The following is a 16,537-nucleotide window of genomic DNA, read 5'->3' as shown; positions in this document are numbered from 1 at the left end:
TTCCAAATTCTGTGGTAACATTCTTTTAACCATAAATAATTATTTACATAAATTACTTTTATTTTTTACTTTTTAGAAAAAAAACGCCTAAATACAGAAAAAAAAATCTTATAATTTATAGGTAGTTTGTAAGTTTGAATTTCTGAACAATGTTAAGGATACTAAAAAAAATATTTTTTAAGTTATCATTCTTTATAGTAGTGATAAATGTTATTGGACAAAATCCAATTAGTAATAATTTGTTAAATATTTCTGATTTACCAGATACGGTATTTTATGATCTTATTGAAAGTGATGATCATGCAATTTGGCTATCAGCAAGAAAAGGATTATACAAATACAACGGTAATAATTATACTAAAATTGTAAATGAAAATCAAATTGGAGGATCGGTTTTTGGTTTAAAAAAAGATTCTCAAGGAACTATTTGGTGTAATAATATTTATGGACAAATTTTTTATATTGAAAACAATGTATTAAAGCTTTTTTATAATGCTAGTAATTTTACAAATGGGCAATTGGCATATTTTTCTATAAAAAAAAATGTTATAGAATTGTATACAGTTTCTGGTGTTTATCAAATAGATAAAAACACTAAAAATATTACTGAAATATACAATGGAGTGGTATTAAGTGCAAGTTCTAATAAGAAGTCACATTATTTTTTTTCATCACAAAACCAAAACAAAAAAATAATATATAATATTTATGAGTCAAATCAAACTCTAAAAAACATTCTTCAGTTAGAAATTGAAAGTTATGTTGGGCTTCCAAGATTTTATGCATTCAATAATTTAGCTATATTAAGTTTTCAAGTAGAGGGTTTAAATCAATTTTATAGTATTCAACATGAAAAGGATGTGTTGAAGTTAAACACTCCAAAGTTAATTGAAGATATTACCATTTATAATATTAAAAAAATTAATAATGTGTATTGGTTTTTAACAACTGAAGGTGTATATGTTTATCAACTTCTAAACATAAATAAATTTGTGTTTATTGAACATATTTTTAAAAATGAATCAGTAACTGATGTAGAAGTTGATTTTAATAAAAATTATTGGTTAACTACTTTAGATAATGGTATTATTGTTTCTCCAAATTTAAATATTAGAAGCATTAGTTTATCTAATTCTAAAGATAAAATTACAGCTGTTTGTAAATTAAATACGAATAACTTTTTAGTAGGGACAAATAATGGAAAACTGCATTTTTACAATAAAGGAGTATATAAAAAAACAATACAATTAAATAGTAAAAAAGTAGTTGGTAATTTGTTTTTTGATAGTGAAAAGAATAAAATTATTGTAAGCATTAATGCTTCCCAATCGTATATAGTTAATTTAAATGATTATTCGGTAGAGAATAAAAAAAACAAATATTCAGTTGCTAAAAAAATTTTAAAAATAGGTGAGAAACAATTGTTTTATGGAAATTATAAAGAAGCCATTATATATAAAAATCCATATACTTCAGATTCACTAAAATTAGTTGCTTCTAAAAGAGTAAAAACTGCATTAAATATAAATAATATCTTGTACATTTCGTTTTTAGATGGATTGTTTAGATATAACTTATTTAATGAAACTCTTGAAGAAGTAAATTATAACAATCAAAGTATTCATGTAAATGAAATAACACAAACCAAAAGTAATATTTGGTTAGCAACTAAAAATTATGGCTTACTTTATTATAAAGATGGAGAATTTATAAGAAGCAGTGTAAAATTCCCTAAAAATATAAGTGCTATTGAATCAGATGGTAAGTATTTATGGCTTGTAACTGATAATGCTATTTATAAATACAATGAAGAAACTGAAGTATTAAAATTGTTAAGTGAACAAGATGGTATTAATCAATCTATAAATAATATTTTAGTTCTAAAAGACAACTTGGTGCTTTTTATGCCTAATCAATTTTATATTTTACCAAAAAATAATAAGTTGTTTAAAAATTATAAAACAGCTCAAGTTAGTATTGATAATATATTAATAAATGATAGGGACACACTTGTAAATTATGAATACAAATTACCATACTATTTAAATAAAATTAGAATTGAATTTAATTCAAATGGATTTCAATCTAATAAAAATATTTTATACCAATACCGTTTGAATAAAATTTCAGAAAAATGGAATTCAATACCTATAGGTATGCACTATGTAGAATTTAATAGTTTATCTAGTGGAAAATATAACTTTGAATTAAAAGCTACCAATATAAACGGAACTAATAGTGTAGCTATTTCTCCAATTTTATTTATAATTAAAAAACCATTTTGGCAATGGTATTGGTTTTATATTTTAATTCTTGCAATTTCTTTAAGCTTATTATATATGTATTTTAAAAAGCGATTAAAAGATAAAGAGAATCAGCGTTTAACAGAAATAAGTAAAATAATTGCAGAAAATAGAATAGCTAATTTAAGATTGGAGAATTTAAGATCTCAAATGAATCCTCATTTTATATTTAATGCATTAAATTCTATTCAAGATTATATTGTTTCTAATCATAAAGATTTGGCTAGCTCTTATTTAGTTAAATTTAGTCGTTTAATTAGAATGTATTTAGATTACAGCCAAGAAAATGAAATAACATTATCAGAAGAATTACATGCATTAAAATTATATTTAGAATTAGAAAGAGTACGTTTTGAAGAAGAATTTAACTACACTGTTAATGTTGACCAAGCCATAAATACAGAAATAGTTAAAGTACCTTCATTATTTATTCAACCATACGTAGAAAATGCTTTAAAACATGGTTTACTTCATAAAAAAGAAGATAAAATTTTAAGTATTGCAGTAAATTTTATAGACCAAAATAAAAAAATTCAAATACGTATAAAAGATAATGGTATTGGTAGAAAAGCCTCTAAAGAAATAAACCAATCATCTAAAAGACATCAACCTTTTGCAACAAAAGCCAACCAGGAAAGAGTTTCATTATATAAAAATAAATTAAACCGTGATATTGCAATTAAAATTGAAGATTTATATTCAAATAATATAGCAACTGGAACACTTGTTATTATTACAATGTCAGTAAAAAAATAAACAATGAAAGCAGTTATAATTGATGATGAAAAAAGAGCAAGACATTTATTGTCAAGTTTAATTAAAGAACACTGCCCTTTAATTACGGCACTACATGAAGCGCAAGATTTAAAATCAGGTGTAGCTTTAATCAAAGAAGTGAAACCTAAAATTGTTTTTTTAGATATTGAAATGCCTGAAGAGTCTGGTTTAAGTATTTTAGATTATTTTTCTGAAACTATAGATTTTGAAATAATTTTTGTAACTGCTTACAATCATTATGCTATAGATGCATTTAAACTATCGGCCATAGATTATTTGTTAAAGCCAATAGATGTTTTAGAGTTAAAAGCGGCTATTATTAAAGCTTCTAAAGCAATTGAAAACAATAATACCAATATTCAATTACAAAAATTACGTGAATCTCTAAAGCAGTTAGCTATAGATAAAATTGCTTTAGAAGTTCCAAAGGGAATTTTATTTGCTTCGCATGATGATATTGTGCTTTTTGAGGCAGATGGTATGTACACAAATGTTATCTTAAAAAACTCGAAACCTAAAATTATCTGTAAACCTTTAAAGCATTTTGTAGAGCAACTTTCAAATAATACTTTATTTTTTAAATGCCATAGATCATATTTAATTAACTTAAAATATGTGGATGAGTTAATAAAAGAAGATGGTGATTATTTAGTAATGAGCACTAAAAAAAGAATTCCAATTTCGAAATCTAAAAAAGAACAATTTTTAGCAATTATTAAGGAAACCTTTTTATAAACTAGTATTTCAGAAAAAAAAACCTAGACTTTAGAAAAAGAACCATTGGTTTATGTGTTTTACTTTCTTTATTTGAAGAAATAAAACTACTAAAATGAAAAAAATTATTGTTATGTGTTTTTTAGCATTCAGCTTTAACACATCAAATGTTCAGTTTGGTAAACTTGTAAAAAAAGCAAAACAATCCGTTACCAAAAAAGTTAAAAGTAAAGTAAATTCTTCAACTCAAAACACCAATAATACTATTGAAACTCAAAATTCAGACAATGAGTATTCTGATGAAGAATTTAAAAAAGAATTAGCTGAAAAATATCCAAACGATACAGAAAAACAAGAGCTATACTTTAAAAAGTACAAAGAACACCAACAAAAACAACTTGAAGAACAAAAAGCTATAGTGGCTAAAGCAAATAACCAAGGTGTAACAGTGTCTACAATTCCTTCTCCAGTAGAAAGTGGTGATGATGCAAAGTTTAAAAATGGGCAGCTATATGTTTTAAATAGAACAAAATATAAAAAACTACCAGCATTTGATGGAGGTTTTTTAGATACAAAAGAATTATCTGGTTATTATCATTTATCTAAATATTTTGTAAGAAACCCTTCAAGCCATTTTGATTCTAATCCTGGAGATATTTATGAAGGTTTTTCTATAGAATATAATCCAGCTACGTATGAGTTAACAGCCTATTTTAGTCCAAATCAAAAAAGATATGGAGTAGTTCCAGAGCATTACCGAAAATCTGCAGATAAAGGAAATATTCAATTCCAGTTTGGAATGGGAGGAGGTCCTGAATGGACAAATACAAATGTACTTTTATTAGAGCCCGGAGTTTTGTTAATAGGAGCAGAAGTATACCATAAAAATAATAACGAAGGTCATAAATGGATGAACAATACACAGCCAAAAGAGTTTGTTATTGCCGCAAAAGATCCAGAAAAAATTAAAAAATATTATAAAAACATTGCTCTAACTGAACAAGTTACATTTGGAAAATTTGACGAATTGCGTAAAGATTGGAAAGGTAAAGCAATGAATTAAGTGGTAATGCCAAATAAAGGAACATTTGACACTAATTCTGCCATAAAAAGTGCTGCAATTAGTGGTTTAAATGCATATTATGGTAAAACAAGTATGAAAAACCTTTCTCAATACTTAATTTCTAATAAATGGTCTACAGTAAAGCATAAAGTCACTGGAGTTCCATTATATCAATGGGCAGTTGGAGCAGTAGTTCAAAAAAATTCTGATGGGCAATGTATGTTGCAACAATTTATTGTAAGAAGAGACTATACTGGTAGTGGCTCTTATAGTGCACCTTACTTTAATGGTATAAACAGAGGAAGCGTGCGAGCACCATACGGTAATTATTGTAAATGTGATGCTAAACCATAACAAATAAAGGCTGTAAATTATTTAATAAATGCAGTTCTCTTCATTTTTTTTACAGCCTATTTCACTCAAATTTAACTAACTAATTTTTAATATTTAACCCAAAAAAATCTAATGATTATGAAAAAACTATTACCCAAATTGTTTTTATTTTTAAGTATTGCTTTTACAAACGTTAAAGCACAAAATGTATCTATACCTGATGCTAATTTTAAAGCTTATCTGGTAGCAGATACATCTATCAATACCAATGGAGATGCCGAGATTTCAGTTTCTGAAGCACAGAGTTTTACTGGAAGTATTTTAGCTTCAAGTTTATCAATTTCAGATTTAACTGGAATTGAAGCGTTTATAAATATTACTAGAATAGACTGCTATAGCAACAATTTAACACAGCTAGATGTAAGCGCTAATTTAGCTTTAACACGTTTGCATTGTGCGGATAATAATATAACCGAAATTGATATTAGTAATAATTCAAATATTGCTGAAATATTGGTCTATGGGAACGATTTAACAAAATTAAATGTTGCAAATGGAAACAATAGCAATTTTATTTATATGAAATCTTACAATAACCCTAATTTACCTTGTATTCAAATAGATGCTGGATATACGCCACCATCTAATGCAAGTCAATATGCAACGGGTTGGACTAAAGATGCTACTTCAAGTTATAGCTCAAATTGTGGTTATGAGCCTATTTTTGTGAATAGTTTAGCAACCGGCGCTAATGATGGTAGCTCTTGGAGCGATGCTTTTACAACTATACAAGCTGCATTGGCTGTAGCAACGGAAAACAGTAAAATATGGGTAGCAAAAGGAGTTTACACACCTTCTGCACAAAATACACCTATTCAAATTAATGAAACTGTAACTATTTATGGTGGGTTTAATGGTACTGAAACAGCATTAACAGATAGAGATATAACTAAAATTAAAACAGATAACGCAACTATAATTACAGGTGATTTTAATAATGATGATATTGTTGGCGATTTTACTTCAAATAAAAGCGATAATGCCGATAGGTTGATAGAAATAAATGCAATTAATGTAACACTTGACGGTTTAATTTTAGAAAATATTTATGATGTTTCAAGTAATGGCGCTAATGAAGATAATGGTGTAATTTACGCACAACTTATTCGTCAAATAGGGGCTGGTGCTCCAGATTGGATAACAGGTTTTAAGCTAGTAAATAGTATTATTAGAAATAATTATAGCAACGATTATATAATAAAATCTCGTGTATTTAAAGATAGTTTTAAACTTCAAAATGTAAGTTTTCAAAATAATAGAAGTATAGGAAAAGCTTTAATCTACCTAGAGCAAACTCGTTTTAATGACATGTATGTAGGCCTAGCAAATGTTTTAATAAGCGATAATGAAACAGAGTTAGGTATTATAAATGCATATAGAGAACCTAATAACAACTCTTGGAATAATAATAGACAATTGTTATTAACGTTAACTAATACTAGCGTAATTAACAATAATGTAACTAACACTAATAACCCTAGTTCAAACTTTGGTCAGTCAATTACAATGAGTTCAAGTTCAAGTTACGGAGTTTTAACTATTAATAATTCGTTGTTTTGGGCAAATACAAAAAATGGTTCTTATGTAGATAGAGATGTTTGGAGAGGTGGAGAAACAGGATATTCAGTAACCATAAATAATGCAATAATTACAAATGTTTCTAATGGTGGAACTTATGGTGCTTTTTCAGCTACAAATATAACAACCTTAAATCCTACAAGTGATACCTTAAATTTAGATGCTGATTATAAACCAACATCAAGCTCTTCTTATATTTTAGATCAAGGTAATAATACCTATTACAATTCTACATTATATGGAAATTTTGATGTGTTAGGTAATAATAGGTTTTTTAATACAACTATAGATTTGGGAGCCTTTGAATACGATTTGAGTACTCTTAACATTGATAAATATCAAGTGTCAAATTCAATTATTTTGTATCCAAATCCAGTAATAAATAGTTTGTTTTTAAGCACAAAACAAACTATTAAAAATATTAGTATTTTTAACAGTTCTGGATCTTTAGTTAAGCAAACGAGTAATATAAATGGTATTGATGTCACAACCTTAACTAAAGGTGTATATTTTGTAAGAATTACCACAGATAAAGGTGTGGGTTTTAAAAAATTTATAAAGTCTTAATAAAACAGTTTTCTCAAAATAAAAAGGTCGGTTAAATTAATTTAACCGACCTTTTTATTTAAGTACTATTCCCAACTAAAGTTTTTAGTTTTTGCTTGTTTTTTAATAGCCGATATCATAGCGGTATCTAAATTAGTACTATTGTTTTTAGAACTAGCTTTTTGCTTTGCAATATATTGTTTTCTTAAATTATTTAACTCCTGAATTTTTTTCTGAATTTTTTCGCGTTCCTTTTCTTGTTTTTCAACATACATTTTTAATTCAGAAGAAGTTTTATTTTGAAGTTCTTTAGGTAGGCTTTTTTTGTCTATATCATCATATTTAAACTCTTTCTTTTTTGAAGCATCAACCAAATCCCATGATGAGTTTTTATACAATCTGCTACTTTTACTTACAGCTCTTTTAACTACAACAACTTCATCTAAAGTTTCAGCTTCACTATCTTGTTCAGCTTGCAATTGTTTTTTATAATTTCCTTCACTTCCGTAGTTTACATAGGTTGTATTCAGCTTTTTGTTTTGTTCAATAATAATTTTATCATAAGGTGTTGCAATATGAACAATTGCTTTGTTATGATCAATAGTCATATAATCACCTTTAGTTAGTTGAGCGCCATGTTGCCATTTTCCTGAAATGCCATTCTCGTAATTTCCACAAAAAATTGTATTTACAGTTACATTTTTTTCATTAGCTAGAGAAGCTGCTTCTTTGTAATTGATTTTTCCTTGCGTAAAAGGTTCGTTTCCGGCAATAAAAATTAGTTTTAAATCGGTGTTATTAGTTCCCCATTTTAAATCTTTTAGTGAAGATTGAATTACCTCACCACAATATTCACTTCCTCCGTTGGTTCGTAAACTAAATAGTTTTTTAGATATTTCATCTAAATCAGTACTAAAATCTAATACCTGTCTAATAAAGCCATCTGATTGCTCTAATCCATCATTTCCATACTCATACAACGCAATGTGTAAATCTGGCTGATGTGTACCGCATTTTGCGTAGGAAAGCTCATTTACAATTTCCCAAAGCTGTGTTTTTGCTTGGTTAATTAATCCGTCCATACTATTACTGGTATCTAATAATAATGCAACTTTAATTTGTTGCTTTGGTGCTGGTTTTTTTGCTTTTGAATTAGAAGCATTACAAGTAAATTTTGAGATGGTTAGTGTGATGATTAATAATTTTAAAAGCGTTTTCATACTGTTTGTTTTTAGTGATAATTGTTTTTTTAGTTATTCTGAACTTGTTTAAGAAGTTGTATTATTCTAATTTGAATTTCACCAATACTTTAGCGTTAATTACAATGTTTTCAAATTCAATGTTTTCAAAAGATTTACTTTCGAACTTTGAAATAGAATTGTAAGATGAAGCTCCTCTAATTTGAATATTATTATTGTATGTAGTTGGATTGTAATTTTCTACCTCTTGTATATAAATTGCTTTACCAAGGTTTTGCCCAATAGCTTCGGTGTATTTTTCTGCTTTTGTTTTAGCCATTTTAATGGCTTTAATTTTAGTTTCTAGTTTAAATTTTTCAAGCTCATTATGGTCAATTTTTTCAATAGATATATTAGAAATTCCAATATTTTCTAGAGCTAAATATACTTTTCCAACTTCCAATCCATTTGCTAGTTTTAGCTGATATGTTTTAGATTTTCTAATATCGGTTTTCTTTAAAAAGAAGTATCTGAAGTTGCTGGTATAATCTATAATTTTAAAATTATTATCAAGTGTTATTGGAATATTTGTTAAAGTTTTAACCATTAATTCTTCTTGTTCTTCAACCGAAAGTTTTCCATTTTTATTATTTTCATTAATACTAATTTTTAAATAGATTTCATTTGGAGTTAACTCTAATCTAGATGTTCCAGTTAATTCAATATAATTTTGGTCTATAAAATTTTTTTGAAAATTTTGAGCATTAGTTGTGAATGTTAAAAATAGAATTGATAATGTAATTAGCTTTTTCATTTTTAGTTGGTTTAAATTCATTATAAAAGTAGTGTCAACTTTTTTCAGAAAAAAAGCAAAATGAGTGAGTGGTATTTTTGAATGCGTAAACTAAACGTATTAATTGGTGTACGCTATTTTTTATAGTAGATTTAGATTGTTTTTAGCAGTATTCTAAAGAAATGCATTTTATTTAATGCGTTAAAGTATGTAGCTTTACAGAACAAAGTTTTAAAATGAAATTTAAATCAATTCTCTTTATTATAATTGTATTGTTTTCTGTAGAGGTTTTTACTCAAGAGAAAGAATCTAAACAAAATACTACTACCATATATTCAGATTTTGTTGCCGATGAAAATGGTAATAGATTGGTTGATATTGAGGTAAGCGTTCAAGGTACAAGTAAAAAAACTATTACCGATTTTAATGGTAGGTTTACTATTGAAGCGAGTATTGGAGATGTAATTGAATTGAGTAAAGATGGTGTAATTATTAATACCTATGTGTATGATGGAAGTATAGAATACACGGTTGAAGATGTATCACAGTATAGAAGCTCAAAATTTAAAAGTAAAACTATAGACCAATTTAATATAGAAATTGATGCTGCTATAAAATTAAAAAATACACAACCTTTTAAAAGTATAGAACACGTTGAAAAAGCACTAAAGTCTCAAACTTCAAAAAGAGGAAATACCGATAAAATTGCACAAGCTTATGAGGTTTTGGGTGATGTATATGTAAACTTAAAACAATACGATTTAGCAACGGACAATTATACAACTTCTTTAAATAGTAAAAGCAATAATTCTGTAAAACTAAAGTTGGCAAAAGCATATAGTTATGCTAAAAAATATAGTGAAAGTAATAGTATTTTAAGTACTATTTTAAATGGAAAAATGTCTTCATTAGAAAAAGTGGAAACGTATGAGTTGTTAGGGAATAATTATAAAAGTTTAAAAGAATTCAGTGTTTCTGAATCTAATTATGTAAAAGCACTAGCATTGGCTAAAGCAAATAAATTTACACAAAAAATTACAGATTTAAATTCAAAACTAGCTGAAGTATTAACAATTCAAGGTAAAACTTCGCAGGCTAAAAATTATTTAGATTCTGCAATTTCAGTTTCTAAAAATCAAAGTATTAATAAAAGAGCAATTACTAATAATTCAGTTGCAAATCAGTACAGAGATCAACAAAATTTTGATAAAGAAATTGAACTAAAAAAAGAAACATTAAAAGAATTAGAAGCTGCTAATTTAGAAGAAGTTTCTGTTGAAAATGATGCTGAAGAAAATATTTCAGTTCAACAATTAAATTTAGATATTGGAAACGCGTATGCTAAAAAGAAATCATTTCCAAAGGCAATAGATTATTTGGAGAAAAGTAAAAACGAGGCTGATAAAGTTTCAGATATTGAAACAAAAAAGGAAGCTGTTGAGCAACTTTCTGAACTGTATAAAAATGTTGGAGATTATAAAAAAGCATTGAGTAATTATCAAGAATATGTTGCTCTAGTTGACGTTTTATATAAAAAGAAAGAGAAAGAAATTGAAGATGCAGTTGCTTTAAGTAAAAGCTTGTCTGAAAAGCAAAATCGAATTAATAGTTTAGAAAAAGATAGAGAACTGAACGAAAGTCAGTATAAATTGTATGAAACGGAACAACAAGTTACTGTTGAAAACTATAAGCGTCAACGGTTAATAATTTATTCATTAATTGGTGGTTTATTATTGTTGTTAGCCGCTATTTATTTTATGTATAAAAGCAACAAGCAACGTAGATTGGCAAATAATTTATTAGCATTAAAATCGTTACGAAGTCAAATGAATCCTCATTTTATTTTTAATGCATTAAACTCTGTAAATAGTTTTATTGCCCAGAACGATGAGCGTTCGGCAAATAGATATTTAACGGAATTTTCTACCTTAATGCGTAATGTGTTGAATAATTCTGAACAAGATTTTATTCCGCTTTCAAAAGAAATTGAATTACTTGAACTGTATATGAAATTGGAACACGCACGTTTTAAAGATAAATTTGATTACAGTATTAATATAGATGAAAATCTAACTATAAACGAATATCAAATTCCGCCAATGTTATTGCAACCATATGTTGAAAATGCAGTTTGGCACGGATTGCGTTACAAAGAAGAAAAAGGTTTTTTAAAGGTTTCATTCATTAAAAAGAATGAAGAAAGTATTGTTATTGAAATTTCGGATAATGGAATTGGACGCACAAAATCTAAAGCGTTGAAAACTGAAAATCAACAAAAACAACAATCTAAAGGAATGGCAAATATTAAAAAACGTGTAGCCATTTTAAATGAAATGTACAGTGATAAAGTTGATGTTTTTATTGAAGATTTATACATTGATACTTCTGGAACTAAAGTGATTTTAACACTAAAAAAAGAGTAAGTTATGTTAAAAGCAATTATTGTTGAAGACGAAAAAACAAGTAGAGATATTTTAAAAAATTATCTTCAAAAATACTGTCCGCAAGTAGAAGTTTTAGGTGAAGCTGAAAATGTAGATGAAGCGTTGGTTTTAATAAAATCAAACGAACTTGATTTGGTGTTTTTAGACGTTGAAATGCCGTATGGAAACGCCTTTGATTTATTAGAAAAAGTAGGGAATCATAATTTTGAAACCATTTTTGTAACAGCTTACAACCAATATGCTATTGAGGCGTTAAATAAACATGCCTCGTATTATCTTTTAAAGCCTATTTCTATTGACGAATTGATAAAAGCAGTAGATTATGTTACAGAAGTAAAAGAGCGTGAAAACGAGCTTCAAAATACGGTTTTAAAACCTAAAACTATTTCTAATAATGCTAAAATTACCATTCCAACTCAAGAAGGGTTTGAAGTGTTAGAAATTCAAGATGTTTTATACGCGAAAGCAGATGATAATTACACGCATTTGTTTTTAAAAAATGGGCAAAAAAAGCTGGTGAGTAAAACACTTAAATATTTTGAAGAAGCTTTAAAGGAAAATAGTTTTGCACGTATTCACAAATCATATTTAGTAAATGTAAACTATATTGTGAATTACAAAAAAGGAAAAGGAGGAACGGTAGTATTAGAAAACGGAAAAGAACTTTCGGTTTCTTCCTCTAGAAAAATTGAGTTATTAGCATTTTTTAAATAAATTTTGACGTATCGAGCGAAGTTGAAATGAAGAATCTTTTTAATTAGTCAATACTAAGGAGGAACGACTGAAGTAATCTGCCTGTTTAAATGAGGTTGCTTCAACTTTTCTCAAAGTTTCTCAATTGACGCTATTAGAATAACAACACAATTTGTCATATTGAGCGAAGTCGAAATATCTCATAACCCAAAAATTATAGATTCTTCATTTCGTTGCTCTTCATTCAGAAAGACAGACGTTTGTTATTCCTGCGAAGGCAGAAATCCATTTTTTATTTTCACTTTTAAACCTTTTCACTTTTCAACTCTCTTTTAATATTTTAACTTTACCATCTTAAAATTTCAACAATGATTATAAAAGAATTAAACGGAGTAAAACCACAATTTGGAGACGATTGTTTTTTAGCAGAAAACTGTGTAATAATAGGGCAAGTAGAAATGGGTAAGCAATGCAGTATTTGGTACAATGCAGTAATTAGAGGAGATGTTCATTATATAAAAATGGGCGATAAGGTAAATGTTCAAGATGGTGCAGTTATCCATGCAACATATCAAAAATATCCAACAAATATTGGTAATAACGTTTCCATTGGGCATAACGCAATGGTGCACGGTTGTACAATTAAAGACAATGTTTTAATTGGAATGGGAGCAATAGTTATGGACGATTGTGTGGTTGAAAGCAATTCTATTATTGCTGCTGGTGCCATAGTTACCAAAGGTACTCATGTGGAATCTGGAACAATTTACGCAGGTATTCCAGCAAAAAAAATAAAAGATATTAGTCAAGAATTAATTTCAGGAGAGATTGATAGAATTGCTAATAATTATGTAAAATATTCTGGTTGGTATAAAAAGTAGTAGATTTATCTAATCAACTACTCAAAAAAATAGCTGTACCATGAAAACTACTAGTATTAAAATAGTAATTGCACTTGCTTTAGGAATACTTATTTTAATGCTATCAAGTGTTGCTCAAATGGTGGTATTGAATACTAAAAGTATTTCGCACAATTTTCCTTACCTAGAAAAAATAATAACTCATTTGGTTATGTTGATTTTTTCAATTCTGATTATTTTAATATTGAATAAAGGAAAATTAAGAGCGTATGGATTTAATTGGAGTCTTAATTTTCCATATATAAAAATTATTTTTATTTCATTAGTCTTTGGTTTTCTATCGTATTTAGTTGGAAGTTTATTTGTTAATTCTTCATTAAATATGCCTACTACAGCATATTCATTGTTTGAAGAAATTATTTATGTTTGGATTTTAGCAAGTATTTCTGAAGAAATTTTTACAAGAGGTTTAATACAGGGTTATTTATCTTCATTAAAGCATATTGGTCTACAACTTTTTAATATTTATTTAAGTTTACCTGTTATAATTGGAGCTGTGTTTTTTGGGGCAATGCATTTAGCTTTACTTGCACTTGGTGTACCAATTGTTATTGTACTAAATATTGTAACTTTTGGAATATTACTAGGGCTAATTGCTGGTTACCATAAAGAAAAAACGAATAGTTTAATACCTGCAATTATTGTACATATATGTTTTAATATTGGAGCTAATATTATATAAAATTAATTACTAGTTATAAAGCTATCTAGAATTCTAATTCTTCAATAGTAAATGTAGCTAAAACATTATTTAAAATTGTTTCTAAAACTTGTTTGTTGGTATTGCTATAAAACTGATGAGGTTTTGTGTTTATGGTAGTATTTAATAATTTGTGTTTTGTTAATATAGCTTTGGTCTGTTTTGCTACTGCTTCACCAGAATCAATTATAGTTACATTTTTACCAACAATTTCTCTTATTTGAGGTATTAAGTAAGGGTAATGTGTACAGCCTAAAACCAAATGATCTATATTAAATTTTAACATTGGTTTTAAGTAATTTTCTAAAAGTTGCTTTATTTCTGAAGAACCTAATTTACCATCTTCAATTAATGGAACCAATCCTTCACCATCTTGTTCAATAGTTGTAATATTTTTAGCGTATACTTTGGTAGTTTTTTCAAACAACGCACTTGAAAGTGTTCCTTTGGTTGCTAATATTCCAATAGCTTCAGTTTTACTTTTTAACGCAGCAGGTTTTATGGCTGGTTCAATACCAATAAAAGGCACATTGTAATTGGCTCGTAAATAATCTATGGCGTTTGTAGTGGCAGTATTGCAAGCAACAATAATTAGCTTACAGCCTTTTTCTAAAAGCAACTCGGTATTTTTAATAGAGAATTTAAGAATTTCTTCTTTTGATTTTTCACCATAAGGTGCATTTTTGCTATCGGCTAGGTAAATAGTTTGTTCATTGGGTAACTGTTTTACAACTTCTTTCCAAATAGAAGTTCCTCCAATTCCAGAATCAAATAAACCGATAGGTTGTTGCATTTTTTGAAGATAATTTATAAAATAAAGGTAAAAAAAATCCCGCTATTGCGGGATTTTAATTTTATCTAAATTGTATTTCTTATTGAATTCCTAATTTAGCTTTTACTAAAGGAAGAATATCAGTTCCGTTAGCAACTACTAAAGTTGAAGCTTCTAAAATATAAGTGTAACCATTACTGTTAGCTACTTCATTAATAGCAGCTTTAGCTTTTTCAAAAATTGGTTTTAATTTTTCATCACGTTTTTTACCTATTTCTTCACGAGCTATTTGTGAAGATTGATATAATTTTTGCTGATCTTGTTGAACTTCAACACTTCTTTGTTTGTTAACTTCATCAGTTTGTGAAGCCGCTTCAGCATCATATCTTTTAAGTTTCGCTTCTAATTTATCATTTTCAGCTTTTAATTCAGCTTCGTAAGTTTTACCTAATTTCTCTAATTCAGCGTTTAGAGCTTTAGTTTCAGGCATTAAACTTATTAATAAATCTGTACTAATATGTCCAACTTTTGTTTGAGCTTGTAAAGTATTAAACCCAACTGCTACCACAGCAATTAATACTAAAATTCTAAATTTTTTCATTTCTTTCTAGTTATTTAAATTAATTATTCTTTCTTTTTTAATCGTTATTTTCTTCTTCTCTAGCTTTTTTTGCGTCTTCTATTTCTTGAATACGTTTTAATCTTTTTTCTTCAATAGCTTTTTTTAATTCTTCTCTTTTCTTTGCTTGCGCTGCTTTACGTTCTTCTATTCGTTTTTGTAGCGCTATTCTTTTTGCTTCTTTAGCACTTAATATAGTGTCTGTTTTTTTTGCAGTTTCATTTGCAATAGTTTCATCAATAACACTTTTTTCTTCAGTTGCATCTTCTTTAGAATTTCGTTCAGCAGATTTAGCATTTTTAAGAGCTTCTCTTTCTTTTAATTTAGCTTCTCTTTTCGCTTCAATTTCTTTAAGTAATTCAGCTCTTTTTATTTCTCTATCACTTAATTTTTTTGTAATCGCTTCATTAGGAACTGCTTTTGATGATTGTTTTCTTGACGCAGCATCTTTTTTACGTTGATCTTGTTTAGCGAGTGCTTCATTTGTTTTTTTAATTCTTGTTATACTAGTAATTACAATATCGCTAATATCATATGTTTTGTTTGTGTATAGCATTATTAAATCGCTAGATTTGTCTAAAACAAAATCGTATTTACGTTTTTTAGCAATATCTTGAACCGCGTTAAAAACTAAATCTTGAATTGGTTCTACAAGTTGTTGGCGCATAAAGTATAAATCACCTTTTGTTCCAAAATAGGCTGCTTGTAATTTTTTAAATTCTAACTGTTTAATTTCAATATCTTCTTCTCTTTCTGAAATTAAATCATCAGTTAGCAATTCTCTTTCGTTTACTAATTCTGTTTTTAAATCGTCTATTTCCTTTTGCTGTTTTTCTAAATTGTTTTGCCAAGTAATTGCTTTAGCATTAATTTTGGCTTGAGCTTGGGTATATTCAGGTAAATTTTCTAAAATATATTCCATATCAATGTAACCAATTCTTTGCGCCTTTTGAGCATTGATAGTTACACTTATAAAAAAAACTGCAATTAAAAGAACTTTTTTTGTCATGACTATAATATATTTAGAAAAAACCGTGCCAATTT

Annotated in this window: 14 protein-coding genes; 9 read left to right on the top strand and 5 right to left on the bottom strand. The window is 27.4% G+C overall.

Annotation, left to right across the window (positions count from 1 at the left end):
* Window positions 1-149: 149 nt before the first annotated feature.
* The 5 genes from R3X25_RS11435 to R3X25_RS11415 all read left to right on the top strand — a co-directional run bounded on the left by R3X25_RS11435 (window position 150) and on the right by R3X25_RS11415 (window position 7,395).
* Window positions 150-3,059 (top strand): histidine kinase, encoded by a 2,910-nt coding sequence (locus R3X25_RS11435; RefSeq protein WP_317674916.1) that lies wholly within the window; start codon window positions 150-152, stop codon window positions 3,057-3,059.
* 3 nt (window positions 3,060-3,062) lie between these two features.
* Window positions 3,063-3,815 carry a LytTR family DNA-binding domain-containing protein gene (locus tag R3X25_RS11430; RefSeq protein WP_317674914.1) on the top strand — a complete coding sequence of 251 codons (753 nt, stop codon included), beginning with the start codon at window positions 3,063-3,065 and terminating at the stop codon, window positions 3,813-3,815.
* Window positions 3,816-3,909: 94 nt separating this feature from the next.
* Entirely contained in the window at window positions 3,910-4,857 is a 948-nt protein-coding gene (locus R3X25_RS11425; protein WP_317674912.1) for a hypothetical protein, read from the top strand.
* A gap of 6 nt (window positions 4,858-4,863) precedes the next feature.
* Window positions 4,864-5,211 (top strand): hypothetical protein, encoded by a 348-nt coding sequence (locus R3X25_RS11420; RefSeq protein ID WP_317674910.1) that lies wholly within the window; start codon window positions 4,864-4,866, stop codon window positions 5,209-5,211.
* Window positions 5,212-5,328: 117 nt separating this feature from the next.
* Window positions 5,329-7,395: a T9SS type A sorting domain-containing protein gene (locus R3X25_RS11415; protein WP_317674908.1), complete on the top strand. Its 2,067-nt coding sequence runs from the start codon at window positions 5,329-5,331 to the stop codon at window positions 7,393-7,395.
* Window positions 7,396-7,460: 65 nt separating this feature from the next.
* Here R3X25_RS11415 and R3X25_RS11410 read toward each other — a convergent pair whose 3' ends face one another.
* Complete coding sequence (locus R3X25_RS11410) at window positions 7,461-8,594, bottom strand: VWA domain-containing protein (RefSeq protein ID WP_317674906.1); 1,134 nt, start codon at window positions 8,592-8,594, stop codon at window positions 7,461-7,463.
* Window positions 8,595-8,655: 61 nt separating this feature from the next.
* Window positions 8,656-9,366, bottom strand: coding sequence for an SIMPL domain-containing protein (locus R3X25_RS11405; RefSeq protein ID WP_317674904.1), 711 nt, complete (start codon window positions 9,364-9,366; stop codon window positions 8,656-8,658).
* A 215-nt stretch (window positions 9,367-9,581) separates the two neighbouring features.
* On the opposite strand from R3X25_RS11405, the gene R3X25_RS11400 reads away from it, so the two are divergent.
* The 4 genes from R3X25_RS11400 to R3X25_RS11385 all read left to right on the top strand — a co-directional run bounded on the left by R3X25_RS11400 (window position 9,582) and on the right by R3X25_RS11385 (window position 14,084).
* The gene (locus R3X25_RS11400) at window positions 9,582-11,768 is read left to right on the top strand and encodes a histidine kinase (RefSeq protein ID WP_317674902.1); all 2,187 of its coding nucleotides are present in this window, start codon (window positions 9,582-9,584) and stop codon (window positions 11,766-11,768) included.
* 3 nt (window positions 11,769-11,771) lie between these two features.
* Window positions 11,772-12,503: a LytTR family DNA-binding domain-containing protein gene (locus tag R3X25_RS11395; protein WP_317674900.1), complete on the top strand. Its 732-nt coding sequence runs from the start codon at window positions 11,772-11,774 to the stop codon at window positions 12,501-12,503.
* A gap of 347 nt (window positions 12,504-12,850) precedes the next feature.
* Window positions 12,851-13,363 carry a gamma carbonic anhydrase family protein gene (locus R3X25_RS11390; protein ID WP_317674898.1) on the top strand — a complete coding sequence of 171 codons (513 nt, stop codon included), beginning with the start codon at window positions 12,851-12,853 and terminating at the stop codon, window positions 13,361-13,363.
* Between the two features lie 40 nt (window positions 13,364-13,403).
* Entirely contained in the window at window positions 13,404-14,084 is a 681-nt protein-coding gene (locus R3X25_RS11385; RefSeq protein ID WP_317674896.1) for a CPBP family intramembrane glutamic endopeptidase, read from the top strand.
* 25 nt (window positions 14,085-14,109) lie between these two features.
* On the opposite strand, the gene murI is transcribed toward R3X25_RS11385, so the two are convergent.
* The 3 genes from murI to R3X25_RS11370 all read right to left on the bottom strand — a co-directional run bounded on the left by murI (window position 14,110) and on the right by R3X25_RS11370 (window position 16,502).
* Window positions 14,110-14,895, bottom strand: coding sequence for a glutamate racemase (murI, locus tag R3X25_RS11380; RefSeq protein ID WP_317674894.1), 786 nt, complete (start codon window positions 14,893-14,895; stop codon window positions 14,110-14,112).
* A 79-nt stretch (window positions 14,896-14,974) separates the two neighbouring features.
* Window positions 14,975-15,475, bottom strand: coding sequence for an OmpH family outer membrane protein (locus R3X25_RS11375; RefSeq protein WP_317674892.1), 501 nt, complete (start codon window positions 15,473-15,475; stop codon window positions 14,975-14,977).
* Window positions 15,476-15,512: 37 nt separating this feature from the next.
* Window positions 15,513-16,502, bottom strand: coding sequence for an OmpH family outer membrane protein (locus R3X25_RS11370; RefSeq protein WP_317674890.1), 990 nt, complete (start codon window positions 16,500-16,502; stop codon window positions 15,513-15,515).
* Between the last annotated feature and the right edge of the window lie 35 nt (window positions 16,503-16,537).

The sequence above is a fragment of the Lutibacter sp. TH_r2 genome (genome assembly GCF_033101135.1).
Classification (GTDB): domain Bacteria; phylum Bacteroidota; class Bacteroidia; order Flavobacteriales; family Flavobacteriaceae; genus Lutibacter.
The sequence above is the reverse complement of the archived record's forward strand: the minus strand, read 5'-3'. Positions and strand labels throughout refer to the sequence as shown.